The following is a 24,401-nucleotide window of genomic DNA, read 5'->3' on the forward strand; positions in this document are numbered from 1 at the left end:
AATTAGGGAGAAACGAGCAATAAGTAGAAATAAGAAGTTTTTAATTATAAATTATCAACTATTTAACTTTGCCCTGTGCATCGTTGCCCTTTGCCACCCTTTTTATTCGCTAATTGAAATACCGTGCCAAGCAATAGCATAAGGTTGAACTGAATCATTTTCCTTTTCTGTAAATTTTACCCTGATTTTATACTCTCCTGTCACGGGAATAGGGCAAAAAATATGCTCAACACTATCAACTTCACTGATAGACGAACAAACTGTTTCCTCTTTTTTATCATTATTAATTAAGTATAAATCTAAATTATTTAAACTCTCATTAATAAAATTTTCTCCTAAGTCATACTGATTATTTTTATTTTTATCATTTAATCCAACTTTTCGATGCCATGTAACAGTTATATTGATAAAACTTTCTGCTTTTAAAGGAGTATCAATTATATAGTCGTGAACCGTATTTTCCGTCATAGTATCATAGTTCCATCCCATAGTTGGTACTTTATCTAAATAGTTCCATTTTCCTGCTGATAGTTGTTGATAAGCCCTCATTGCATTTAAATGACCTGTTCCCATTTCCATATCAAGGGGAATTTTTGGGTTTAAATAAGCATCACTTTCTAGCCAAGTACTATTTTTTTGCGTTAAAACTGTTCTTGTCATTCCTAATAAATTACCATCCCCTTTATCTTGTAATTTATCAGCAGAATTGAGTAAAATAGCTTTCATTACTTCAGCTTGACGATAATCAGTATCAAGAAATTTACCTTGGGAAAAAAATCGATTTCCTGCTTCTTGTAATAAAGCAACCGTAGCAGTGACATGAGGTGAAGCAAAACTACTACCAGAGACAGTTTCTATTTTTCCGTCCAAGTTATACACCCGAATGCGATTACCCGGAGCTAGTAAACCTATACTACGGCGATCGCCTACATTAATTTCTTGAGAAATAAGGGCTTTAGCAACTCCCCTTACAGAAACACTAAGATTGGCAAAATCAACCTTCCGAAAAACCCCATCTTGACGACGACTATAAGCAGTAGTGATACCATTATAATTATCTGTAGGAATTGGAATACCTCCCATGCCCTGATTACCGGCTACCACATATAAAACATTATGTACCCTTGCAGACCAATCAACACATTGAGTAAATAAAGCATTACCATCTAATAAAGGTTTTTCCCTTTCATCCCTCGCCAAAGACTCTCCAAAACTGAGATTAATTGCCTGAACAGTGTTACCATTCTGAGAAGCAATATTTTGAATTGTCAGACATTCTTCCGGCTGTTTTGCTGTTTTTAAAGATCCGATCGCACCTACATAAAGATTAGCAGAAGGGGCAACCCCCGGCAACTTTTTACTATTACTAACCATAACACCTGCCACCATCATGGCATGATTATCGATATGAGTATTAGAAATAGCAGGTTGATCACGATAAAATAATCGAACAATAGGCAACTTACGATGGAGAGGAGACAACTTATCCAAACCAAATTTTTTTGGTCTGCCGATTTCTACTTGTCCTATGCTAATTTTACGTCCTAATAAATTATAAGGGGCTTCATGTAATCTTTTTGCGTCTATGCCTTTTTCCGAGAGAGAATCTTCCAAAGCATATCCGGCAAAAGTATAGCTAAGCCAAGATAGCCCCGTCAATGCAATTAAATCAAATCGTTTCATTCAGTGTTAAGCTAAATCATGCCCCGCATCAAGGATGGCTTGTTTAATAATTTCTTCTGCTTTTTGAGTGGTAACATTTACCATTTTCGTCTTAACATCCACATTAATTTCAGCTATGTTATCGACATTTTGAATAGCTTTAGTAATAGTTTTTGCACAAACTTCACAAGCTATACTAGGAACATTTAAAGTGATATTTGCCATATAAAATAATTAATGATTAAAAATGAAGAATTGAGAAAAAGGAGTCAAAAATTCAGAAGAATAAAAAAATTATTTTCCCTATCTTCCCATGCCTCCTATAAAATTAAATATAATCCTGAACCCCTAACTCCTAATTCCGAACTCATTTAATATATCTTGCTTCTAAAGATTGCTGCTGTAACTCAGTAACTTGTTTTTCCAACTTTTCGATGCGATCGCGCAGAGCCGCTTCGTGATCGAGTAAAGTACGAATCACTTTTGCTTCAGAGTCTGGTAGATTACTATGATCAAGAGGATCTACTTTTGCTCCTGCACGATAAACAATTCTCCCCGGAATACCTACCACAGTACAATCAGATGGAACATCTTTAAGTACAACAGAACCAGCCCCGATTCTCACCTCATTGCCAATTAGGATATTACCCAAAACTTTTGCCCCTGCCCCAACAACAACATTTTCTCCTAGGGTGGGATGTCTTTTTCCTTTTTCTTTTCCAGTACCACCAAGGGTTACACCCTGATATATTAAACAATAATCTCCTAATATAGCTGTCTCTCCAATGACAACTCCCATACCATGATCTATAAAAACGCCCTTTCCAATGGTTGCTCCGGGATGAATCTCAACGCCAGTAAAAAAGCGTCCGAAATGAGATAACAAACGAGGAATTAACGGTAAACCAAGATTATATAACCAATGGGAGAAACGATGTAACAATAATGCCTGTAAACCCGGATAGCAGAGTAAAACCTCTAACCAATTGCGCGCTGCGGGATCTCTTTCAAATATTATTTTAAAGTCAGCGATAATTGATGAAAACACGGTTAGTTAGTTTTGTGATAGTTTCTCTTTCATTCTACCTTAAAGCATCAATGTTTAGAATGAAGAATTAAAAATTAGTTAGCTAACCTACCTCAACATCTCAAGGGTTTTATCAGAGTTTGGAATTAGGAGTTAAGATAAAAAAGAAATTTCCTCCTCCTCCCTAAACACCGTAAGGGTTGAATATATTCAACCCCTACCACCCGCAACCGTCAAACCTGACACCTATCTCTTATCGAATATTCTTAAACCGAACTGAGGTTCCCTAACACTTTAAAACCCAACCCTGACTCAAAAAATTCCGTTGCAACTTTTGAGATTAAATTTAGATTAATTGAGACACAGTTTTTTCTAAAATATCACTCCCTTGGTCAATTTCTTCAGCAGAAACAATCAAAGGAGGCACAAAACGAATAACTTTAGGTCCTGCAGGGGCTAATAATAAGCCGTTTTCCATCGCTTTTTTAACTACTTCAATGGAAGTTAATTCGGCATTATTATTGATTTCCATTCCGTTAATTAATCCCCACCCTCTCACATCTATAAATATATCAGAATATTTTTGTGAGATCGCTCTTAAACGAGTGCGTAGTTGTTCCCCTCTTGCCTGTACATTTTGCAATAAATTATCTTTTTCAATGGTTTGCAAAACCGCTAACGCAGAAGCACAAGCAAAAGGATTACCCCCAAATGTACTAGCATGATTTCCCGGCTCAAAAACATCACAGGAAGCCTTACACATCATCGCACCGATGGGAATGCCTCCAGCTAAACCTTTGGCACTGGTTATAATATCTGGCTCAATACCGAGATTTTCATAACCCCACATTTTACCTGTTCTACCCACACCAGTTTGCACCTCATCAAAAACTAATAAAATACCTGTATCATCACAAATTTTTCTCAATCTTAAAAAATATTCTAACTCTCCGGGACGCACTCCCCCTTCTCCTTGTAATGGTTCAATCATAATAGCGGCTACACGGCGATCGCCTTCATCAATATCAGTGATAGCCTCTTCTATTGCTGTAATATCATTATAAGGAACATATTCAAACCCCGGCACTAAAGGCTCAAAATTCTTTTGATACTTAGGTTGACCTGTAGCGGTAATAGTTGCAAGAGTTCGTCCATGAAAGCTAGATTTAGCAGTAAGAATCACGGGTTGTTCCAAAAATTCTAAAACCGTGTGAGCATATTTTCTTACTAATTTAATTGCCGCTTCGTTAGCTTCAGCCCCAGAATTACAGAAAAAGACTTTATCTGCACAGGAATGATCAACAATCCATTTAGCTAGTTCTCCCTGTTCAGGGATATAGTATAAATTGGAAATGTGGTGTAACTTTTTGATTTGTTTTGTTACTGCTTCAACTAAAGCTGGATGTGCGTGTCCTAACGTACAAGTAGCAATACCCGCTACAAAATCAAGATATTCTTTATCTTCGGTATCCCATAATTTACAACCTTCTCCTTTCTCAATGGCAACGGGAAAACGCCCATAAGTGTTCATTACATATTGATTAAAAGTATCTTGACTAAAACCTGTTTTAGTTGTTTCTAATGTTGCTGTAGTCACAAAATTCGCTCCCTTTTGAGTATATCTTCTTATTCTCAGAATAAATTACCTTTATTTTGTCATATTCGTTTCTTTTCCGATTCTAAATATAAGGAGATGTAGATAATTAAGGTAGTTAAGAAAAAGCCACAGGGAACGAACAACAGGCAATAGGGTATAGTGAGCAATTAATAATTAACAACACCAAACACCGAACTTATTTTTTACCTTGTAATACTCTAATTGCAATACTTATCTCCGAAGTCAACTATGGGTATTCGCCACCTACGGCAATACCTGTTTCGCTAATACTAGCATTTTCAATGTTCATATTATTCATGGTTGCTCCTTGTACTTGAGCGTCGAAAATAGTTGCGTAGCTTAAATCAACATTATTCAAATTAGAATTGTTAAGAGTGGCATTAGTCAAAAAAGTATTACTTAAATCTGCACCTTGTAAATTTGCTCCATCTAAATCTGCACCTTCTAGGTTGGCTGAATTCAAATTGGCATTACGCAAGTCTGCATTTCTCAAGTCTGCACCAATGAGATGAGCTCCTTCTAAGTTTGCTCCCACCAAGTCACATCCCATGCAAAGATTAGTTTCTAATAACCGTTGAACATGGGCTGGATTTTCGGCTTTACTATATCCGGATACAACTAATGTACTTATAAGTGCGATCGCACCTGCGATATATTTTTTCATGATAAAAACTCCTTTAGCGAGTCTAGTTATATTATACCCGATCCACAGAGGAATACCGAAAGTGTGGTTATACCTAATACTGCATTTTTGACTTAATGACTTCCTAAAGGTAAAATTGCTAGGGAATTATTCCCACTAACAAAAATCTTATGACCTGTCTTGTCTAAATGAGGTTATACTTCTGTTTTGCCAACGGAAAAAAATTTCCAAATGGGTATTGCATTAGACAGGCTTTACGATATGATTAGGGTCATTAGAAAAATTTACTTGATTTAGTTTAAATATTAAAAGAGGAAAAAAACTGTGGTTAGAGTAGCTATTAATGGTTTTGGACGAATCGGGCGCAACTTTTTGCGTTGCTGGTTAGGACGTGAAAACAGTGGTTTAGAAGTCATCGGTATTAACGACACTTCTGATCCCCATACTAACGCACATCTGCTCAAATATGACTCTATGTTAGGTCGTTTAGATGCAGACATCCAAGCCGATGAAAATTCTATTATTGTCAATGGTAAAACCATCAAGTGCGTATCCGATCGCAACCCCCTTAATCTACCTTGGAAAGATTGGGATATTGATTTAATTATCGAATCTACCGGTGTATTTGTTACAGAAGAAGGTGCATCCAAACATATCGAAGCTGGTGCCAAAAAAGTGTTGATTACCGCCCCCGGTAAAGGTGGAAACATCGGCACTTATGTAGTGGGAGTTAACGATAAAGACTATGAGCATGATAAACATAATATTGTTAGTAACGCTAGTTGTACCACTAACTGTTTAGCACCTATTGTTAAAGTCATTCATGAACACTTTGGTATCATCAAAGGTACAATGACTACAACCCATAGCTACACAGGAGATCAACGTATTTTAGATGCTTCTCACCGTGATTTGCGTCGTGCTAGAGCCGCCGCAGTGAATATTGTTCCCACTTCTACAGGTGCGGCAAAAGCAGTAGCTTTAGTAATCCCTGAAATGAAAGGTAAATTAAATGGTATCGCTTTGCGAGTTCCCACTCCCAACGTTTCCGTTGTGGACTTAGTTGCTCAGGTTGAAAAGAAAACCATTGCGGAAGAAGTTAACAGCGTTTTGAGAGAAGCGGCTAGTAGCTCCATGAAAGGTATTCTTGACTATACTGATTTAGAACTTGTTTCTAGTGACTTCCGTGCTACTGACTGTTCTTCTACTGTTGACGGTAAATTAACTCTTGTTTTAGATGGTGACATGGTTAAAATTGTTGCTTGGTATGACAACGAGTGGGGTTACTCTCAAAGAGTTGTTGATTTAGCTGAAATTATTGCTTCTAACTGGAAATAATTATTACTTCTTAAACATTAATTAACCTCAGTTCGATTTAGGAATATCGGATAAGAGTTCGGGGTTCGGAGTTAATTAGGGGCGAATAGTCATTCGCCTGTACAGGAGTTAGAAGTTATTAATTATCAACTATTTACCTTTGCCCTCCCCCCTCAAGAGGGCAGGGCTGTTTCAAAGTAAAAAATTAGGTTAACTGAGATTAAGTAAGAGTAAGAGATACAAGGATTTTTTCTATTAGTTAAAACTTTATGAACAAAAATCCCCCCATCTCCCTCTTCCCCTATCTCCCGCTCTTTTTTCTTTCTCGAAAATGAAACAGCCCTAGGGGGATAAAGAGAGGTTTGCCCCTTTCCCTTTGCCCTTATCCTAATTGTTCATTGACATTTACACTCTATCCTCAATAACTTTATCGATTAAGCCATACTCTTTAGCTTCCGCCGCAGACATAAAGTAATCCCTATCGGTGTCTTTTTCTATTTTCTCAATAGGTTGACCTGTGTGTAAAGCCATCATCTCGTTTAAATCGTGTTTGATGCGCAAAATTTCTTTTGCTTCAATTTCAATGTCAGTGGCTTGTCTTCTTCCCTGAATACCCCCTAAAGGTTGGTGAATCATGATTCGGGAGTGGGGTAAAGCTAAACGCTTTCCTTTTGTTCCAGCAGAAAGCAAGAAAGCCCCCATAGAAGCGGCTAACCCAACACAAATTGTTACTACTTCTGATTTAATATGTTGCATCGTGTCATAAATTGCCAAACCTGCGGTAACAGAACCACCGGGGGAATTTATGTATAAGTAGATGGGTTTACTGTTATCTTCAGAATCAAGATATAACATCACCGCAATAATTTGATTTGCTAAAGAGTCGTTTACTCCTCTACCTAAAAATATAATTCTTTCTCTATAGAGGCGATCGTAAATATTTACCCAGTCGCTGTAAGGTTGACCGGGTAGTTGATAGGGAACTCTAGGTACTCCAATAGGCATGATTTTTCCTCTTGATTATATGTATATTTGATAAATGCGAACAATTATTAACTAAAAAAATCCTTTTCCAGAGAATTTAGATGGCAGGTACAGGGGTTGGTAGCTGTTTGGTGCTTTCCAAAATTTTATCAATAATACCGTATTCTTTTGCCTGTTGGGGATTCATATAAAACATTCTATCGGTATCTTTCTCAATTTTTTCTTTGGGTTGTCCTGTTTTTGCCGATAAAATATCTAACATTACCCTCTTATTGACGATAACTTCTCTAGCCCGAATCTGAATATCTGTGGCTTGTCCTTGGGCGCCTTGACGGGCTTGGTGCAGGATAATGGTAGCATGGGGCAAACTGGCTCGACAACCTTTTGTTCCAGATGCTAAAATCATAGCGGCTGTACCCATTGCTTGCCCTAAACAGATAGTATGGACAGGAGGCTTGATATAGTTGATGGTGTCGCAAATAGCGAAGGCTTCTGTTTCAAATCCGATCGAATCTCCACCATACCATGATGTGCCTGTAGAATTAATATACAAGTAAATAGGCTTTTCTGGATCGTCAAATTGTAAGTACAATAATTGAGCGATAATTAATTCTGTCACATCTACTCCCAATTGATCTTTATACTCATCAGGAGAAACAAGAGGTAAACCAAGGTAAACGATTCTCTCTTTTAGTAGCAAGGATGGTAAATCTGGGGGAGGGGTGCGATAGTAGGCATCACCTCGATAAGGTGCACTTACGGCTTGAATGGGTGAATTCATCTTAATTTTTCCTCAATCAGCTTAAATTTATTCTCTTTCTGATTGTGACATAATCTTGCTACTCTGTGCATTTACGGTTATTGCGATGAGGACTTTTTATTGGATTAGTTTTTCTGAGAATCAATGCAATGATGATGAAAATTGAATAATCTTGGAACGAATGAAAGAAATGGCTCTATTACCTCTGGTTGTGTCAATTATTGGTTAAGGTTGACAACAGGCAACAGAGTATTCTTAAAAAGAGTAAAAGATAGAATGTTAATTTTCACTTTAGTCTATTACTTGTGTGACAATAATTTGAAGTTATTACTTTTATTAATTTATCATGGCCACTGTAGAAGAGCCAAAAAAATTTACCGAAATAGTTAATTTTCGGTACTTAGGAGTTAATGAAAAAGTGATGTCGCCGAGGTAGGCAATTAACAGTTAACAATTAATAATTAGTAATTAGCAATTATTAAAGCCTGAAACCCAATATCTGCTGAAATCTAACATTAGTGCATCGCACAGAGATGCCATAAGATTTAATGATATTAAATAACAATAGCAGATTTAGAATAAGAAATATTCTCATCAAAAATAGTTAAGGTTTTAGGTTTACAACGCTTAAATTTCGTTATTATTCCCACCGCATTTTCTCCTTTTAAATCTTCAATATAACCCTGGCTATAAGATTGGGCTTCTCGTTGGCTTAAAAAAGGGCCAAAATAATAAATACATTCGGGATGATTAGTAGTAATTTCTAACCAACAAGCTAAACCAAAGAAATCTAAAACGGTAATTAGTTGCTCTCTCATTGAATTTTCCTCTGAATATGATTTATAAATAATTAGAAATGATGCCTTATGTAAATACAAAAAGAAAGAGCCACGATAGTAATGCTAATTTACCGAGCCAACTTATCTATTAATGTAAGGTTTTATTCTCCTACAAACAAGGGGCAATATACCCAAAAATTTAATTAAATTCAAAAACTAATTTTAAGTTAGTGCTTCCGGAATCCTATATTATCAAAAAAACCTAAGTCCTTATGGTCAATAGCCCGAATTTAACTCTGATATTTTTTTGTAATTACTATTTACTGAAGTATCTTCTAAAGTGCCTCGCTAATGAGAAAAATAATAAAAATATCGGATAAGGGTAGGTTTTAGGTTGCAGGTGTCAGAGAGAAATGAGTTAGGAGTTAGGAGTTAGTTAGGGGCAAATGGCCATTCGCCCGTACAGGAGTTAGGAGTTTTTAATTCTTAATTATCAACTATTCACTATTCATCTTTGCCTCTTACCCTTTGCCCATTGCCCACCTAAATAAGAAATTGTATATAAACCGGAAATTTATGCTTCTAACTCAGGTTAATAAGAGATTGTCTTTTACGTAAGCTATCTTGAAATATTGTGATTTCTGGGTTGTCGTCCTCTCTTGTAATTAAAGAGCGTCTAATTTGTCCTAGATATAGAGGATAAGTGATATTTTCCTTGTGAATTTGCACTCTTGCCCTAATAGTTAATTGATCATCTCCATTACTTGCAGTTCTACCATAAGAAAATAAATCGATCGCAGCTTGTTGTAAAGTGGCTTCTAATTCGGTTTTTGTAATATCCTCCTCAACGGCAATAACTGCTTGGTTAGTACCAGTATCATAGACTAAATTATATCTGAGAGCATTAGGTATTTCCACACGCTCAAATAAACCCAAACTCAAAGCAAATAAGCCTACGGTTAAAACTGCCATGAATCCTGTCGCCCCTACAAAACGGAAGCGAAAACCCCATTTAAAAATAAATCCTAAAATCGCTAATAACAAAAATGCGATCGTGCCATATACTGACCATAAGGTATAAGTACTAAAATCCAAAGATAAATCCATTGATCACCCTAATCTTTAAACACTGCCTTTAGATTCTACTGTAAAATCAGACACTAATGTAAGATAGTAATTGGGGATATTTTATATTTTATTAATATTGGTACTAAAGTTTCGGAAAAGGCGATTGTTGTTATCTAACAATTGGGCATTTATTTCATTATGATTATAACAAAAAATATGTCAGAATTTTTCTCTTATACCTCCAATCTAAATCCAGACATTTTACAATTATTATTATTTGTTGATAATCGCCATGGTTCTCAAAAGAATATAGAGCAAATTAAAGAATATTTAAACGGTTTAAGTCAAGATTATAATTTTCATTTACAAGTATTAGAAATTAGTGAATATCCCCATCTAGTAGAACATTTCAAATTAGTTGTGACTCCTGCTTTAGTAAAGGTAAATCCCCCTCCTCAACAAACTTTAGCAGGGACAAATTTAACCGCAAAATTAAAAAAATATTGGTACAAATGGCAAACATCTTTAAGAGAAAATCGGGATGTTTTTCATGACTCTAGTGAGCAAGATTCTCTTTTACAAACTTGTCTTCCTTCCTTTGAATTAATTCGTTTGAGAGATGAAATTTTCCATTTAAAACAAGAAGTAGATAATCTCAAACAACAAGTACAATTTAAAGATCAAATGTTAGCAATGTTAGCTCATGACTTAAGAAGTCCGTTAACGGCGGCTTCCATTGCAGTGGAAACTATCGAATTAGTTCAAAATAAAAAAGAAATAAAGCCTAATCATTCTTTATATCAAAAGTTATTTCAACAGGCAAAAAATCAGTTTTTGATTATGAATAAAATGATTAATGATTTACTTGCCGCTTCTAAAGATATTTGCAGTCAATTGACCGTTGCCCCTGTAAGAGTTAATTTAGTAAATATAACAGAAGAAATTGTCAATAATTTACAAAATAAATTGTCAGAAAAAAGGCAGTATATTATTAAAGAAATTCCCCAAGATTTACCTCCAGTTTATGCAGATCCAAAACTTATCAGACAAGTTATTATTAATCTATTGGAAAATGCGATCAAATATAGTCCAGAAAATGTACCTATCACCCTTTCAATTATTCATAAAACTACCCAAAAAGTACAAGTAAGTGTGATGGATTTAGGACCGGGTATTCCTACGGCAAAAAAACAGAAAATATTTGAGGGACATTTTCGTTTGAAAAGAGATAGAAATGAAGAAGGATATGGTATAGGTTTAAGTTTATGTCGGCAAATAATTAATGCTCACTATGGTCAAATTTGGGTTGATAATAATGGTAATCAAGGGAGTTGTTTTCGTTTTACTTTACCTGTTTATCGATAGCTAATCTATGGCTAAAAAATCAAAGGGATTATTCTCAAGAATTGATGGATTATTAGGACTATTTTGTTGTAATGAACTATCAACTTTTCCTTCGTAAGAAACATTAATTATATCTGCTACTGCATGGGCAATATGGGATGATTTTTCATTTTCAGATAGGATAATATGTCCTTCTTTTTTGAGAAGTAAAACTAAGGATTTATGATTATAAATAGCAGGAAGAAAATTTGGTTCAATGGCTAGTATTTTTTCGTAGGTTTCTATTGAGCGTTTATAAAGTCCTAAATTCGCCTCTAAAATGGCTAAGTTATAGTAAGCATTTATATGGTTAGGATTAATTTTTATTGCTTCTTGATAAGATGCGATCGCCTGTTTGTAATTACTTAATTCCTGATAAAGAATAGCTAAATTAAAATGAGCAGAAGCTAAATCGGGATTAATTTTAATAGCTTGTAAATAATTATCAATAGCGGCATATTTATCTCCTAATTTATAGTAAAGAATACCTCGGTTATAAAATGTTTGAAAAAAATTTTGATTGATTTTTATTGCCACATTATAATCATCTAAAGCCTGTACTAAATTATTCAATTTATAATGAACTAATGCTCGATTAAAGTAAGCAAAAAAATTAAGACCACATATTTTAATTTCTGCATTATAGTTACTTAAGGCACGACCATAATTCCCTAAATCATAATAGATTTTTCCTAACCAATGATAACTTAAATAGGATTGTTGATTGATTTCAACTGTTTTGAGAAAACTACTGATCGCATTTGCATTTTGTCCTAAGCGATAATAACATATTCCTTTCAATAAATTTAGTTTTTCATAAGGTAAATTTTTCTTATTATCCTTATTTATTAAATCTATAACCTTATTATATTCTCCTTTTTTGAGATAAACTTTAACTTCAGCAAATAAATTATTGATAGCATTAATAAAAGAAGTTAAATAATCCTCTAATCCACCAATATGTAGTAAATCTTTAACAGCTAAATGAATGAGTAAATAATTACCCTCTGACATATTTTCTTGAATAAACTTTTTAGGAATAAATCCCAGAAATAATATTGGAAATTCAGACTGATAGTTCTCTAAATTGTCAGGGCATAAACAAAAAATAAATATATCGTTTTCTTCAAATTCTATATCAGTTAGATTTAATTGAGTATCATTAAAATTTCCATGATAAGCCTTGAGTAAAACCTTGATATTATTATTTTTCTTTAACAAAAAATTGTGCTGAGTTACCCCTTGAGAGCAAAAATTTATATTTTCTGGGTTTGAAGTTTCTAAAGATAATAAATATCCATAATGGGATAAGAAACCATTTTCTAGTAATTGACGGTAAAAAATAGTATTTAAAATTTGTTTACGAGGATAATTAAATTCGTATTGACGAATAATATCTTCTGCTATTTGTATCGACTCTAAGGTTATTTCTTCAATGGTGTTTTGCCCCACCATGACTAACTCTTTAAAATCATAGTTTTGTTCGTTAAGAGACAACTTATTTTTTTCGAGGCGAGAATAAAAATCTAGCTGTTGTTGACGCAATAAATTGGCAGAATCCATTTTGATTTTTCTGATGATGGGGATAATCAATATTTCTATTCTAAATCAGATCTTTATTCTCTCATCAAGTATAAGCTAAGACGCAATTAATTTGGCTCTCTTACTGTGAGTATATAAATTATTGGTTAGGAAAAGGTGTCAGGCGGAAGGTGGCAGGTGTCAGGTTAAATAATAAATATTAATTTATAACAATTAATTTTTTGTTATCGTTAATCTCTTAATTTACATAGTTTATAGCAATTATTTTTTATTAATTTACCATAGCAACTGTAGAAGAGCCATTAATTTTGATTTTTATTAGTGTTAAAAAATGACTTAAACGCTTACCTCTTGCCTATCTCTACCAGTAAACTTAGATGCAAACTAACTTAGTTAGATTTTAGTTGCCATTGCTTAATAATTAAGCTGAGAAAATAGACACATCCAGCAACCATAATAATCGTAGCTCCAGAAGTTAAATTAAAAACAAAAGAAAGAGATAAGCCCAATAAAATAAAAATAACTCCTAAAATACTACTTAAAATCATCATTTGTTTCATTTCTTGAACATATTGATTGGCAACAGCCGCCGGAATAGTCAATAGGGCAATAATCATGATTAAGCCAACAACTTGCATTACCATAACAATAGTGAGTGCGATCGCACCTACTAACATCAAGTATAATGAATTAACAGGGAGATTACGAGTAGTGGCAAACATAGGGTCAAAAGAAATAGCTAATAATTCTTTATAAAAAAGACATACCATCGTAATAATTACTAAATCTAGTATCAACATAATCCATAAATCCTGTTTCGGCACAGCCAAAATACTGCCAAATAAATAACTCATCAAATTGGCTTTATATCCTTTCGTTAAATCAATAAAAATAATGCCAATACTCATACCCATCGCCCACATTGTGCCAATAATAGTATCTTTTCTTTCTCCAGTATTTCTCTCCACTATGGCCATCCCGAAACCAGATAATAGAGAAAATGCGATCGCACCTATAATAGGATTAAAGCCAAAAAAGTAACCCAAACCGATACCGCCATAAGCAGAGTGGGCTATACCACCGCTAATAAATACAATGCGATTAACTACTACAAAAGTACCGATAATACCACAGGCAATACTTACCAAAAAACCAGCCATAATGGCGTTTTGCATAAATTCTAATTGTAGGGCAGAAAAAAAATTGGTGATCATAAAGAATAAATCGTCAATAATATATACTCTGGAAGGGCATAAGTTGAGTTAGGAGAAGGTAGGCAATAGGCAATAGGCAATAGGCAACAGTTTTTATGTAATACCAGATTATAACCTCTACCAGTATAAATAATTTAATATAGCGATCCTATTTGAGTTGTGAAGATTATTATGGTAGTAGAAATCATCGAGTCAGGATAAAAGTGCTTATAAATCAATGTATTTAGTCTCATCGTCGGCTTTTAGGAAAGGTTTATTATCACGCTTTTATTTTTTACAAATGATTTAGGATTGCTATATAGAAAAAAATGACTCATTTACTAAAAACACTCTTATTTTTATTGTCTCTGGGAGTAATTGATTTTTATATTAATATTTTTCCCCTAAAAGCAATAACTGTTTCTCAAAATATAATTGTGCAAAATTCTGAGAATGAAAAATATACAGAAGCAGAAAAATTATATGAGCAGTTATTCAGTTTATATCAACAAGGAAAATACAAAGAAGCAATCCCCATCGCCGAAAAAATCATTGTTTTAGCCAAAGAATTAGTTGGAGAAAAGCACCCCGACACTGCAGAAGCTATCAATAACTTAGGCACTCTCTATCGAGAAATAGGAGACTATAAAAAAGCAGAAGACTACTATCAACAGGCTTTGAGTATTTATCGAGAAGTAGTCGGAAATAAGCACCCCGGCACCGCTTCTTCCTTAAATACTTTAGCAGGTTTATATTACTATCAAGGTAAATATCAGGAAGCGGAAAAAATTTATCAAGAAGTCTTAGCAATTCAAAGGGAAGTTTTAGGAGATAAGGATATTGCTACTGCCACTACTCTTAATAATTTAGCCTTACTTTATCAAAATCAGGGTAATTATGAAGGGGCACAACCTTTGTATGAGGAGGCTTTGCAGGTTTATTTTTTGGTTTTGGGGGAAAATCATCCTGACACCGCAACGGCCATGAATAATCTGGGGTTACTTTATCAGTATCAAGGGGATTATCAAAAAGCCCAAAATTTCTATGAAAGGGCATTAACCGTAAGGAAACAAGTTTCAGGTCAAAAAAGTCCTGACGTTGCCCAAACCCTTAATAATATGGCTTTATTAGCGGAGAATAAGGGAGATTATCCAAGGGCTGAAGCCCTCTATAAAGAAGCGATCGCAATTTATCGAGAAGTATTAGGGAATAACCATCCTGACACCGCTACCAGTTTAAATAATTTAGGATTACTGTACTATTATCAAGGCAATTATATCGCCGCCGAACCCTTATTTAAAGAAACATTAGCTATTCGTCAACAAATCTTAGGGGCAAAACATCCTGATGTAGCCTTATCTCTCAACAATTTAGCATTGCTTTATCATAGCCAAGGCAATCATCAAGAAGCAGAATCATTATATCAAGATGCGATCGCAATTCAAAAAGAAGTATTAGGAAAAAACCACCCCAACACTGCCACAAGTCTTAACAATTTGGGGGAATTGTATCGTATTCAAGGTAATTACGAATCTGCCCAACCCCTCTATCAAGAAAGCCTTAGCATTCGTTTAAAAGTCTTAGGAGAGAAACACCCTGATACCGCCCAATCTCTCAATAATTTGGCACTACTTTACTATAGTTTAGGAGATTATCAAACCGCCGAAGAATTATATCAACAAGCCCTCAAAATCCATCAAGAAGTATTAGGTGAAAAACATCCTTTTACAGCCACTTCATTTAATAACTTAGGAGAATTGTACCGTATTCAAGGAAAGTACGAAACCGCCGCCCCTTTTTATCAGCAATCTTTAACTATTAGAAAAGAAATATTAGGCGAAAACCATCCAGATGTTGCTCAATCGTTCAATAACTTAGCCTTGCTTTACTATAATCAGGGTAACTATCAATCTGCTGAACCTCTCTACAAACAAGCCATAACGATTCAACAAAAAGTTTTCGGCGAAAATCATCCTGACAATGCCACCTATCTCAACAACTTGGCAATGGTTTACTGGGCAACCGATAAATTAGACTCTACCTTAGACTATCTTACCCAAGGTGCAAACGTAGAAGAATTTAACCTTGCAGAATTTCTTAACAGTAGTGGTGATGAATTAAGAAAACAAGCCTATATTAACACCCTTTACGGCACAACAAATTGGACTGTTTCTCTACATCTAAACTATGCACCAGAGAATCAAAAAGCCACAGATTTAGCATTAACCACAATTCTACGTAGAAAAGGAAGAGTATTAGATGCAATGAGTAATATCGTTTCTACCCTACGGCAAAACAGTAACCCCGAAACGGAAAAAATCTTTAATACCCTCGCCGAAAAAAGAAGTCAACTCGCCTCTTTAACCTTACAAGGAGTGGGGAAAATGTCTCCGACTCTTTATGGTGAATTAATTGCCAGTTTAGAGCAAAATATCCGTCAACTAGAAACAGATTTATCCAATAATAGTGCAGAATTTCGGACTCTGAATGAAGAAATAACCCTTTCGACTATTGCTCAACAAATACCTGAAAATACGGTTTTAGTGGAGTATATCGTTTACTATCCTTTTGAACCAAAAACAGAAACTTGGGGAAAACCACGTTATGGAGTCTATGTTTTAGATCATAATGGTAAATCTCAGGGTATCGATTTAGGTGAAACAGAAATTATTGATCAATTAGTAGAGCATTTTCGTGGTAATTTAGCCTACGGTGATATTAGTGATTTAGATAACTTAAAAAAATATGCACAGCAACTCTATAAGCTAATTTTTGAGCCACTTTTACCCTTACTAAATAACAAAAAAACTCTCTTAGTTTCTCCTGATAGTCAACTCAACTTAATTCCCTTTGCCGCTTTGCAAGATAATCAAGGTAAATATTTAGTAGAAGACTATTCCATTAGTTATCTTACCAGTGGGCGAGACTTGCTCAGACTCAAAACTAAATTTCAATCCCAATCCCAAGCTATTATTGTTGCCAATCCTATCTATGACTTGAAAATTAATGACGATACAAATTTTATGGCAATGAATCGGGGAGCAAATTTGCGAGGAGGAGACTTAGACGCTTTACAATGGTGCTGTACTGCTTTGTCTGGTACAAAAGCGGAAGCCGAAGCAATAATCCCTCTACTCTCTCAGCCATTAGTCTATACAGAAAAAGATGCCCATACTACTAATATTACAAGAATAAAAGCACCCAAAATTTTACACTTAGCTACTCATGGCTTCTTTTTGCCTGATGTCAAAAATTCTCCCCCTCCCACTTTATCTGATACCCAAAACAATCTTGAAGCAAATATTATTACAAGCGAAAATCCATTGTTGCGATCGGGTTTAGCTTTAACGGGATTTAATCCTCAAGGAAATCAAATGAGTGGTGCATTGACGGCTTTAGATGCTTCTAGCTTATATTTATGGGGAACAAAATTAGTGGTTTTATCTGCCTGTCAAACGGGAGTAGGAGAAGTAAAAAATGGAGATGGGGTTTATGGATTAAGAAGGGCTTTTGTCTTGGCAGGGGCAGAGAGTCAATTAATGAGTTTATGGGATGTTTATGATGAAGGCACAAAAGATTTAATGATCAAATACTATCAAAAACTTACTCAGGGGGAAGGAAGATCCGAAGCATTACGTAACGTACAATTAGAAATGTTAAAGAGCGAAAAATATTATCATCCTGTTTTTTGGGCGGCGTTTATTCCTTCGGGGGATTGGCGAACTATTGAGTAATTAACCTCAGTTCGGTTTAAGAGTATCGGATAAGAGTAGGTGTCAGGTTGCAGGTTGCAGGTGGTAGGGGTTGAATATATTCAACCCTTACGGTGATGAGGGGATGAGGGGATGAGGAGAAAGGGAGACAAGGTGTCAGGTTTCAGGTTTCGGGTTGCAGGTGTTGGAGAAACTAATAAGTAACGAGTAATGAGTGTTCGGAGTTATTAATTATTCACTATTCACTATTTATCTTTGCCTCTTGCCCTAAATGTAGCCAAAATTAAAGTAAAAGTTAAGATCGTCGTCTTAATTACAGTTATCTTGAAAATCACTGCTATCATAGTTATTACTAACAATTAAAAACAACAATATTTAATTAACGTTAAATTTATCAATCTATATATGGAAGCTGGCGAACCGTCGAGGAAGAAAAAAGGTTTTAAGCAAGTATCTGTGGAAATTCTAGGTACATTAATTGCTTTAACAACTCTGACTATACCTATTTTTTTAATCACCAATTTTTCAGATAACTCTAATTCTTCCCCTGCGAAATCTTTATTATTGATACCAAAATAGTTTTCTAGGTAGATGGTGTCAAGGGAGTCGGCATGATTACCACAATCAACCGAACTCTTAAGCCTTATTTCCCAATGGAATTATGATTTAGTGAAACCAAGACCATTTTCTTTTGCGTAACGTTCCATAAAACGCATAAAACGATCCCACTCTTCAGGGTTTTTTATAACGTAGATAGCTTCGATCGCAGTTGGTTCTCCATTCACAAATTTACATTTTACCTCACGAGTTACTAACTCTCCTTCTTCATCAATTAAGTACATTCCCGTTACTTCTTGAGTATTACCACTATCGAGAATTTTAGTGCTTTCAAAGCGAAAAGTTGCAGTGCCATTACTGCCATCACGGGAACGAGTTAATCTAACATCAGGAATAGATTCTTCTACAACACCTTGTGCAAATTCAATTCGAGCCATTGACAAATTTCCTTTTTATCTTGATCTTATTAAACTATATACTTATCTATCATCTCATACCATTGCTCATCAAGATTTAAATTTAGCAAAACCGAGGCATAAAGTTTGAAAGTTATAAGTTCGAGATTGTAGATAATTTGGTAAGTTCACCGCAACTTTCTAAAACTCCCTACCGCTTGGAAAACAAGCGAAGCAGACTATTCTAAATTCCCCAATTCCCAAATCTGGAGATTAGCTTAAAAATTATCAAAGAATGTCAATCAATCGTTACCATAGAATAGAAGTGAAAGTAAAATCGCAATCTATGATTATTTCTATGGCAGAGTCAGCAAAGGTAAAAAAATATCTCGCCTATTGGTTTCAATTGGGAAAAAAAATTATTATTCCTAGCCAAAATACAGCCATTTTACCTTCTAAAATTTTAAATGGTCACGGTTATGCTAATGAGTTTGAAGAATGTTGGCAATTAGTCACTGACGAAAATACAGGAGATTGTTATTTAGAGGGTACATCTCAAACTATTCAGCAATTACTATCTTCTCAGTGGGATATTACTGAATGTGCTCGTTGTAGTATGCCAGTGCCAATGATTGATGTGGGGATACAAAATAGCAGTTGTGTTTGTAACGATATGGATAACTGGCCCAATAATGAATTACCTTATCCTCGTCAACCAATTAATAATCAAGAAAACCTCAAACGGATTTCAGAATCTCTTAAGCAGAAAAAAATAAGCAAAAATGATATTATTTTTAAATGATTATCACAAGTATTCAAAGATCTAATGGGATTTAAAAGTTTTGTTTTAATAGGCTCGATCGCATTTTGTATCATATTTGGATTGCAAAACAGAGGTGTGATCGTTCTTACCTTTTTCGGCTTTAATTCCCCTGCCTTACCCCTTTTTGTTTGGATACTTATGGCACTATTTACCGGGATTATTTCCAGTTTAATGATTAATCTGTTAAGTAATAACCCAATTCCAAAAAATAAAAAAAACCAATCTTTCAATCCCCCTTACTCTCCTGCGCCTCAACCATCTCCCCAACCAATAAAAGCAAAACCAAATATTTCTCTCAACCAGAATCCTCCCATAGAAAAAGAAAAACCTCAATACCAATGGGAAGAAGATGATGTTTTTGAAGACTTACCAGACACTCCTATTATCAATACGCCTTTACCTATCAATAAACTTCCAGAAAACGAGGTAGCTTATCCGAAAACAAAAATAGAGAGTGAGAGCAAAACACAGGAGCATATAAAAGAAACGACTAATAAAATAGAAGAAGAAGAAAAAATCAAAATTGAAGAACCAAAACCCATTGACAGCCCCTCTACTGAAATTGAAACAGAAAACAAAACTTCAATGTCAGAGATAAGTAAGCTGTCAGAAGAAGATTATCCCCCTGAAAATTTACTTAAACCTCGTCAGGCTTCTCCATATTCTTATCAATCAAGAGAAAAAACCGAAATCAATCCCAAAAAAACCAAAAAAAATCCATCACAAGCAAAAGAATCCCCCCCCCAACCAAAAAGAACCTATAAAGGAGTTTATGATGCCCCTTATCGGGTTATTGCCCCTGCCCAAACGAATAATACTGCCGAAAATTACGATAATTTTGATGATGAAGATGATGATTGGGATTTTTAAGGAGGCGGAGTTATTGTTGCCAGTTTTACTTTTGAGCGAGTGGTAAAATTAGCACCTTTGTCGGCTCATTTTTTATGGGAATATAGCCCTAATTCTAATTTAATGATTGTAGAATTTGATCGCCGTTTTTTGCTCTGGAGAAAAGCTACTGTCAACAATTAAGTTTTCAAGTCAATATTAATATTATCAGAGATGCGATCGCATCTGGAATAGATTTGTTTGATTGTGCGGTACCAACGTGCTTAGGCAGACATGGGGCGACTTTAGTTCAAGGAGAGCAGACAAAGGTTGCAGATGCACCGAAACTTGATCGACTGAGTGTAAGGAAGCAGGTTATCCTGCTTGTTGTAGCCAAGCAACAATAAGTGTTTCAAGTCTCCCTTTTGCTGTAAATAAAAATCAACCAGGTTTGTATCTAATAATCAATTTTCCTTAGTTTCCAATTGATGTTGCACTAGGGGGCGTAAACTATTCAACCCTGCTGCGATCGCCGTTCCATTATGGATTATAGTAGCGAGTAGGGGATTTAAACCGATAGTAGAAGCAAAACCCAAGCCGATGAGATTAGGAGCGACCACTAACATGGTATTCTGTTCAATAAGATTTTGAGTTTGTTTTGCGATCAAAATTGCTTCTAAAATACTACTTAGATCATTATTCATTAAGACAACATCCGCCGTTTCCCGTGCTATATCCGAACCATCAGCGAAAGAAATAGACACATCCGCATAGGCTAAAGCGACAGAATCGTTTAAACCATCTCCAACAAAAGCCACCGTTTTACCGCCTCTACTCAAATTTCTGACAATTTTTGCCTTATCTTCAGGGAAAGCATCAGCATGGACTTGCTGAGGGGGTATATTAAGCACTTTTGCCACCTGATGCGCCCTTGTTTGATTGTCACCAGTGAGAAGATGTACTTCTAAGCCGTAAAGATTTTGTAAATCATACAATAAACTAGCACTTTCAGGGCGCAAAGGATCAGTATATTCCAGATAACCCATTAAATCACCATCACAGGCAACATAAACAAAAGATAAACCCTCTAAAACATCTGATTTGTCCTCATTTTCAGGAATAAAAGCAAAATTTACTCCCTGAGAGCGTAAAAACTTTTCGCTACCCACCATCACCGTTAAACCGTCAATTTCTGTCGTCATGCCCGAACCTACGCTATAATCCCAACTATTACGGGGTAAAACTTCTATTTTCTCTTGTTTCCCATAATTAACGATAGCTTCGGCCACAGGATGAGTAATTCTTTGTTCAGCAGATACCGCTAACTGCAATAATCTTTGAGGGGTGATATTATCATTGACAGTTTCCACCCCAACCACCTTAATATTACCTTCCGTGAGAGTGCCTGTTTTATCAAAAACAATGGTATCAATTTCCCCTAACAATTCCATGGTGCGTCCACTTCTAACTAAAATACCGTGACGGGTAGTGTGATCTAATGCACCTAAGAAAGCCGTCGGCATAGAGACACGGATACCAGTAACGAAATCGAGAGTTAAAATAGAGGCGGTGCGAGTCGGATCTTTTGTGGTAGCGAAGACAATTCCTGCTAAAATCATGGAAGGAATGATCAACTTATCTGCAACTTTTGCCGCATAGTTTGCCATTCTGGTATCATGGACTGGGGCTTTTTCTAATAATTCTATACTAGCCGCCGCTCTTGTTTGAGTGCCTATCCTTTCGGATTTTACTTTTATTTTACCTGATCGAACCAAAGTGGAAGCATAGACATAGGTATCAATTTGAGCAACAATGGGCATAGATTCACCGGTGAGTTGCTGTTGATCAACGGTAGCCTCTCCAAATGTTACTATACCATCAACGGGGATGCGTTCCCCCGGATAGACGATGACGATTTCTCCTGCTATCACCTCATCACTTTTAATTTGCACTATTTCCCCTTCTCTTTCTACCCACGCAAAACGCCCGATGGTATCCAATAGATTAGCAGTTTTTTGTTCCGTCGATCGCGCCGTATATTCCCGAATCAAATCCCCTAACTCATGAAGGGTAATCACCAGAGAGGGAGTCAACAACTTACCTTGTAAACCACTCAACACCAAAGCCATTAAATCGAGACAGTCGATATTGAGTTTATGATGGATAAAAACACTTTCCATCGCCCTTGTCGCAACGGGTAAACCAGCAGTAATTAAGGCACTTCTCGCCAAAAACGTGATTAAACTGGAGGAGAAACCATTGGCAACAATAGCTAAACCAGTGGATACTAATGGTAAAGTTAAATTAGACCATGAGGGGCGATCGCATTCTTCATTTTGAGAGTCAGTGTCAGAGGTGCGATTGTTAATACTTGTAGAGTCAGATGCAATTTTTGACGAGAACATCCCATTATGATCTGAATTATACCCTAAAAAGAGACTATTTAAAAAAACATCTTGAGAAATTTCTCTCTGATAATTAATCACCATTGAAGAAGCGGACACATTGAAACGATAATCCTTAACCTCCTCCATTGCCATCAAACGTTTTTCCCATTGTTCTTGTAAAGCCTTTGTTAAGACAGGAGTGCGAAGGCGGATTCTCCCCTCAATACTATGGACAAGGGAATATTCACCGAGATGATTATTGTGAGAATGATTGATTGTTGCTTGAGTTAATGTCATGGAAACCGTGATAATATGTTATTATGATTAAATCATTTAAAAATAAAGGCACAGAGGATATTTTTTATGGGGAAAATAGTAAATTAGCCCGAAAAACTTGTCCTCAAAATCTTTGGCAAATAGCAAGAAGAAAATTAGATCAATTAGATTCTATAATTTCTTTAGCTGAATTAAAAATACCGCCAGGTAATCAATTTGAACCCCTAAAGGGCGATCGAGATGGACAATATAATATTAGAATTAATCAACAATACCGTATCTGTTTCTCTTGGCAAAATAACCATATTTGGGAAGTTGAAATAATCGATTATCACTAAGAATTAATTACATACTTCTTTCTCTTGCTTAGACAACACCGATAATTGATGATTAACCCCTTTGCGTCTTTGCTCCTTTGCGAGATAAAACCATAATCTTAATATTGATAGAGAATAGAATAAGCATGATCAACATTCCTACTCATAGACAACCAACCCATCCCGGAGAAATGCTACTGAAAGAGTTTTTAGAGCCTATGGGTATATCACAAAGAGAATTAGCGGATAAAATCCGAGTGCCTTACCAGAGAGTAAATGAAATAGTAAATTGTCGTCGAGGCATTAGCCCTAGTACAGCTCTACGCCTAGCCAAATTTTTCGGCACATCAGCAGACTTTTGGCTTAACCTTCAACTACGTTGGGATTTATTCCACACTCAAACAAAAGAAAAGGAAGTATTAGCCCAAATTAAAGAATATATTGCCAGTTAAAATGAAAAATAATGAGTTTAATTAACATTGATAAAATACCTCAAGATAAGTTAGAAAAAATTTGTCAAAAATGGTTAGTTAAAGAATTAGCTTTATTTGGCTCAATTTTGACTAATAAATTTAATGAGAATAGTGATATTGATGTTTTAGTCACGTTTGATGATAGTGCTATGTGGAGTCTATTTGATATTGTTAGACTAAAAAATGAGTTAAAAAACTTATTCAAACAGGAAGTTGACTTAGTAGAAAAATCTGCATTATCTAATCCTTTTATTCGTTACGAAATTATCAATAATCCTCAAATTATTTATGAGTCAAATTAATAGAAATTATGCTTTTCTTTGGGATATGTGGCAATCGAGTCAAAGAATTATTCTTTTTACCGAAAATACCTCATGGCAAGAATACCGCAATAATATCTTATTACAAAGTGCGATCGAGAGACAATTAGAAATATTAGGAGAAGCGGCAAGACGAATATCCGATGATTTTCAGCAAGAAAACAAGCAAATTCCTTGGAGTGATATTATTGGGCAAAGGAATATTATTGCCTATCAATATGAAAAAGTTGATCAAAAAAGAATTTGGCAAGTAATCACTGTTGACATTCCTAATCTTGTTATTGAATTAGAAAAAATTATCCCCCCTATGCCACCAGAAATATAACTAACAACTA

General features: G+C 35.3%; 24 protein-coding genes and 1 pseudogene. 12 read left to right on the forward strand and 13 right to left on the reverse strand.

The genetic code is table 11. The features are described 5' to 3' along the window. Nucleotides 1–102 precede the first annotated feature (102 nt). From CYAN10605_RS15260 to CYAN10605_RS15280, 5 genes are all read right to left on the reverse strand, one after another. Nucleotides 103–1,683, reverse strand: a complete 1,581-nt coding sequence (locus tag CYAN10605_RS15260) for a S8 family serine peptidase (protein ID WP_015220843.1) — start codon at nucleotides 1,681–1,683, stop codon at nucleotides 103–105. 6 nt (nucleotides 1,684–1,689) lie between these two features. Next, nucleotides 1,690–1,887, reverse strand: a complete 198-nt coding sequence (locus CYAN10605_RS15265) for a heavy-metal-associated domain-containing protein (RefSeq protein ID WP_015220844.1) — start codon at nucleotides 1,885–1,887, stop codon at nucleotides 1,690–1,692. 142 nt (nucleotides 1,888–2,029) lie between these two features. After that, nucleotides 2,030–2,710 (reverse strand): serine O-acetyltransferase, encoded by a 681-nt coding sequence (gene cysE, locus CYAN10605_RS15270; protein WP_015220845.1) that lies wholly within the window; start codon nucleotides 2,708–2,710, stop codon nucleotides 2,030–2,032. Nucleotides 2,711–3,035: 325 nt separating this feature from the next. After that, on the reverse strand, nucleotides 3,036–4,286 hold the full coding sequence (locus tag CYAN10605_RS15275; RefSeq protein WP_015220846.1) for an aspartate aminotransferase family protein: 1,251 nt from the start codon (nucleotides 4,284–4,286) through the stop codon (nucleotides 3,036–3,038). A gap of 247 nt (nucleotides 4,287–4,533) precedes the next feature. Next, nucleotides 4,534–4,971, reverse strand: coding sequence for a pentapeptide repeat-containing protein (locus tag CYAN10605_RS15280; RefSeq protein ID WP_015220847.1), 438 nt, complete (start codon nucleotides 4,969–4,971; stop codon nucleotides 4,534–4,536). A gap of 303 nt (nucleotides 4,972–5,274) precedes the next feature. Here CYAN10605_RS15280 and CYAN10605_RS15285 point away from each other — a divergent pair, with 303 nt between their 5' ends. Further along, nucleotides 5,275–6,288: a type I glyceraldehyde-3-phosphate dehydrogenase gene (locus CYAN10605_RS15285; protein WP_015220848.1), complete on the forward strand. Its 1,014-nt coding sequence runs from the start codon at nucleotides 5,275–5,277 to the stop codon at nucleotides 6,286–6,288. A gap of 384 nt (nucleotides 6,289–6,672) precedes the next feature. On the opposite strand, the gene CYAN10605_RS15290 is transcribed toward CYAN10605_RS15285, so the two are convergent. The 4 genes from CYAN10605_RS15290 to CYAN10605_RS15305 all read right to left on the reverse strand — a co-directional run bounded on the left by CYAN10605_RS15290 (nucleotide 6,673) and on the right by CYAN10605_RS15305 (nucleotide 9,897). Beyond that, nucleotides 6,673–7,272 carry an ATP-dependent Clp protease proteolytic subunit gene (locus CYAN10605_RS15290; RefSeq protein WP_015220849.1) on the reverse strand — a complete coding sequence of 200 codons (600 nt, stop codon included), beginning with the start codon at nucleotides 7,270–7,272 and terminating at the stop codon, nucleotides 6,673–6,675. Nucleotides 7,273–7,348: 76 nt separating this feature from the next. Next, complete coding sequence (locus CYAN10605_RS15295) at nucleotides 7,349–8,032, reverse strand: ATP-dependent Clp protease proteolytic subunit (RefSeq protein WP_015220850.1); 684 nt, start codon at nucleotides 8,030–8,032, stop codon at nucleotides 7,349–7,351. 533 nt (nucleotides 8,033–8,565) lie between these two features. Then, nucleotides 8,566–8,829 (reverse strand): DUF1816 domain-containing protein, encoded by a 264-nt coding sequence (locus tag CYAN10605_RS15300; protein WP_015220851.1) that lies wholly within the window; start codon nucleotides 8,827–8,829, stop codon nucleotides 8,566–8,568. 543 nt (nucleotides 8,830–9,372) lie between these two features. Next, nucleotides 9,373–9,897, reverse strand: coding sequence for a Ycf51 family protein (locus CYAN10605_RS15305; protein ID WP_015220852.1), 525 nt, complete (start codon nucleotides 9,895–9,897; stop codon nucleotides 9,373–9,375). A 177-nt stretch (nucleotides 9,898–10,074) separates the two neighbouring features. On the opposite strand from CYAN10605_RS15305, the gene CYAN10605_RS15310 reads away from it, so the two are divergent. Next, complete coding sequence (locus tag CYAN10605_RS15310; protein ID WP_015220853.1) at nucleotides 10,075–11,223, forward strand: histidine kinase; 1,149 nt, start codon at nucleotides 10,075–10,077, stop codon at nucleotides 11,221–11,223. On the opposite strand, the gene CYAN10605_RS15315 is transcribed toward CYAN10605_RS15310, so the two are convergent. Further along, nucleotides 11,224–12,804, reverse strand: a complete 1,581-nt coding sequence (locus tag CYAN10605_RS15315) for a tetratricopeptide repeat protein (RefSeq protein WP_015220854.1) — start codon at nucleotides 12,802–12,804, stop codon at nucleotides 11,224–11,226. Between the two features lie 368 nt (nucleotides 12,805–13,172). Beyond that, nucleotides 13,173–13,997 (reverse strand): metal ABC transporter permease, encoded by an 825-nt coding sequence (locus CYAN10605_RS15320; RefSeq protein WP_015220855.1) that lies wholly within the window; start codon nucleotides 13,995–13,997, stop codon nucleotides 13,173–13,175. Between the two features lie 308 nt (nucleotides 13,998–14,305). Between CYAN10605_RS15320 and CYAN10605_RS15325 the strand changes: the two genes are divergently transcribed. Together CYAN10605_RS15325 and CYAN10605_RS18925 are read left to right on the forward strand one after the other, a co-directional pair. Beyond that, on the forward strand, nucleotides 14,306–17,710 hold the full coding sequence (locus tag CYAN10605_RS15325; RefSeq protein WP_015220856.1) for a CHAT domain-containing tetratricopeptide repeat protein: 3,405 nt from the start codon (nucleotides 14,306–14,308) through the stop codon (nucleotides 17,708–17,710). Between the two features lie 384 nt (nucleotides 17,711–18,094). Continuing rightward, nucleotides 18,095–18,268, forward strand: coding sequence for a TLTLP motif-containing protein (locus tag CYAN10605_RS18925; protein ID WP_015220857.1), 174 nt, complete (start codon nucleotides 18,095–18,097; stop codon nucleotides 18,266–18,268). 80 nt (nucleotides 18,269–18,348) lie between these two features. Here the strand turns inward: CYAN10605_RS18925 and psb28 are convergent, their stop codons facing one another. Next, on the reverse strand, nucleotides 18,349–18,684 hold the full coding sequence (psb28, locus tag CYAN10605_RS15330; RefSeq protein WP_015220858.1) for a photosystem II reaction center protein Psb28: 336 nt from the start codon (nucleotides 18,682–18,684) through the stop codon (nucleotides 18,349–18,351). Between the two features lie 316 nt (nucleotides 18,685–19,000). Between psb28 and CYAN10605_RS15335 the strand changes: the two genes are divergently transcribed. The 4 genes and pseudogenes from CYAN10605_RS15335 to CYAN10605_RS19475 form a co-directional block, all read left to right on the forward strand. Further along, on the forward strand, nucleotides 19,001–19,444 hold the full coding sequence (locus CYAN10605_RS15335; protein WP_041922946.1) for a hypothetical protein: 444 nt from the start codon (nucleotides 19,001–19,003) through the stop codon (nucleotides 19,442–19,444). Between the two features lie 24 nt (nucleotides 19,445–19,468). After that, nucleotides 19,469–20,335 carry a LapA family protein gene (locus tag CYAN10605_RS15340; RefSeq protein WP_015220860.1) on the forward strand — a complete coding sequence of 289 codons (867 nt, stop codon included), beginning with the start codon at nucleotides 19,469–19,471 and terminating at the stop codon, nucleotides 20,333–20,335. 39 nt (nucleotides 20,336–20,374) lie between these two features. Beyond that, nucleotides 20,375–20,497 carry a hypothetical protein gene (locus CYAN10605_RS19345; protein WP_277422485.1) on the forward strand — a complete coding sequence of 41 codons (123 nt, stop codon included), beginning with the start codon at nucleotides 20,375–20,377 and terminating at the stop codon, nucleotides 20,495–20,497. Between the two features lie 32 nt (nucleotides 20,498–20,529). Beyond that, nucleotides 20,530–20,634: pseudogene (locus CYAN10605_RS19475) on the forward strand (hypothetical protein); the annotation flags it as partial. Between the two features lie 123 nt (nucleotides 20,635–20,757). On the opposite strand, the gene CYAN10605_RS15345 reads toward CYAN10605_RS19475, so the two are convergent. Beyond that, on the reverse strand, nucleotides 20,758–22,977 hold the full coding sequence (locus tag CYAN10605_RS15345) for a heavy metal translocating P-type ATPase (protein WP_015220861.1): 2,220 nt from the start codon (nucleotides 22,975–22,977) through the stop codon (nucleotides 20,758–20,760). Nucleotides 22,978–23,000: 23 nt separating this feature from the next. Between CYAN10605_RS15345 and CYAN10605_RS15350 the strand changes: the two genes are divergently transcribed. The 4 genes from CYAN10605_RS15350 to CYAN10605_RS15365 all read left to right on the forward strand — a co-directional run bounded on the left by CYAN10605_RS15350 (nucleotide 23,001) and on the right by CYAN10605_RS15365 (nucleotide 24,391). Beyond that, entirely contained in the window at nucleotides 23,001–23,294 is a 294-nt protein-coding gene (locus CYAN10605_RS15350) for a type II toxin-antitoxin system RelE/ParE family toxin (RefSeq protein ID WP_015220862.1), read from the forward strand. Nucleotides 23,295–23,419: 125 nt separating this feature from the next. Next, nucleotides 23,420–23,725 carry a HigA family addiction module antitoxin gene (locus tag CYAN10605_RS15355; protein WP_015220863.1) on the forward strand — a complete coding sequence of 102 codons (306 nt, stop codon included), beginning with the start codon at nucleotides 23,420–23,422 and terminating at the stop codon, nucleotides 23,723–23,725. Between the two features lie 11 nt (nucleotides 23,726–23,736). Continuing rightward, on the forward strand, nucleotides 23,737–24,048 hold the full coding sequence (locus CYAN10605_RS15360; RefSeq protein ID WP_015220864.1) for a nucleotidyltransferase family protein: 312 nt from the start codon (nucleotides 23,737–23,739) through the stop codon (nucleotides 24,046–24,048). Next, nucleotides 24,035–24,391: a HepT-like ribonuclease domain-containing protein gene (locus CYAN10605_RS15365; RefSeq protein ID WP_015220865.1), complete on the forward strand. Its 357-nt coding sequence runs from the start codon at nucleotides 24,035–24,037 to the stop codon at nucleotides 24,389–24,391. Before CYAN10605_RS15360 ends, CYAN10605_RS15365 begins: the two co-directional genes overlap by 14 nt. Nucleotides 24,392–24,401 lie beyond the last annotated feature (10 nt).

The organism is Cyanobacterium aponinum PCC 10605 (assembly GCF_000317675.1).
GTDB lineage: Bacteria > Cyanobacteriota > Cyanobacteriia > Cyanobacteriales > Cyanobacteriaceae > PCC-10605.

Coding starts and splice junctions, on each gene's coding strand:
- CYAN10605_RS15260 (WP_015220843.1), bottom strand. CDS start 1,683: ATGAAACGATTTGATTTAATTGCATTGACGGGGCTATCTTGGCTTAGC.
- CYAN10605_RS15265 (WP_015220844.1), bottom strand. CDS start 1,887: ATGGCAAATATCACTTTAAATGTTCCTAGTATAGCTTGTGAAGTTTGT.
- CYAN10605_RS15280 (WP_015220847.1), bottom strand. CDS start 4,971: ATGAAAAAATATATCGCAGGTGCGATCGCACTTATAAGTACATTAGTT.
- CYAN10605_RS15290 (WP_015220849.1), bottom strand. CDS start 7,272: ATGCCTATTGGAGTACCTAGAGTTCCCTATCAACTACCCGGTCAACCT.
- CYAN10605_RS15295 (WP_015220850.1), bottom strand. CDS start 8,032: ATGAATTCACCCATTCAAGCCGTAAGTGCACCTTATCGAGGTGATGCC.
- CYAN10605_RS15300 (WP_015220851.1), bottom strand. CDS start 8,829: ATGAGAGAGCAACTAATTACCGTTTTAGATTTCTTTGGTTTAGCTTGT.
- CYAN10605_RS15305 (WP_015220852.1), bottom strand. CDS start 9,897: ATGGATTTATCTTTGGATTTTAGTACTTATACCTTATGGTCAGTATAT.
- CYAN10605_RS15310 (WP_015220853.1), top strand. CDS start 10,075: ATGTCAGAATTTTTCTCTTATACCTCCAATCTAAATCCAGACATTTTA.
- CYAN10605_RS15315 (WP_015220854.1), bottom strand. CDS start 12,804: ATGGATTCTGCCAATTTATTGCGTCAACAACAGCTAGATTTTTATTCT.
- CYAN10605_RS15320 (WP_015220855.1), bottom strand. CDS start 13,997: ATGATCACCAATTTTTTTTCTGCCCTACAATTAGAATTTATGCAAAAC.
- CYAN10605_RS15325 (WP_015220856.1), top strand. CDS start 14,306: ATGACTCATTTACTAAAAACACTCTTATTTTTATTGTCTCTGGGAGTA.
- CYAN10605_RS18925 (WP_015220857.1), top strand. CDS start 18,095: ATGGAAGCTGGCGAACCGTCGAGGAAGAAAAAAGGTTTTAAGCAAGTA.
- psb28 (WP_015220858.1), bottom strand. CDS start 18,684: ATGGCTCGAATTGAATTTGCACAAGGTGTTGTAGAAGAATCTATTCCT.
- CYAN10605_RS15335 (WP_041922946.1), top strand. CDS start 19,001: ATGGCAGAGTCAGCAAAGGTAAAAAAATATCTCGCCTATTGGTTTCAA.
- CYAN10605_RS15340 (WP_015220860.1), top strand. CDS start 19,469: ATGGGATTTAAAAGTTTTGTTTTAATAGGCTCGATCGCATTTTGTATC.
- CYAN10605_RS15345 (WP_015220861.1), bottom strand. CDS start 22,977: ATGACATTAACTCAAGCAACAATCAATCATTCTCACAATAATCATCTC.
- CYAN10605_RS15350 (WP_015220862.1), top strand. CDS start 23,001: ATGATTAAATCATTTAAAAATAAAGGCACAGAGGATATTTTTTATGGG.
- CYAN10605_RS15355 (WP_015220863.1), top strand. CDS start 23,420: ATGATCAACATTCCTACTCATAGACAACCAACCCATCCCGGAGAAATG.
- CYAN10605_RS15360 (WP_015220864.1), top strand. CDS start 23,737: ATGAGTTTAATTAACATTGATAAAATACCTCAAGATAAGTTAGAAAAA.
- CYAN10605_RS15365 (WP_015220865.1), top strand. CDS start 24,035: ATGAGTCAAATTAATAGAAATTATGCTTTTCTTTGGGATATGTGGCAA.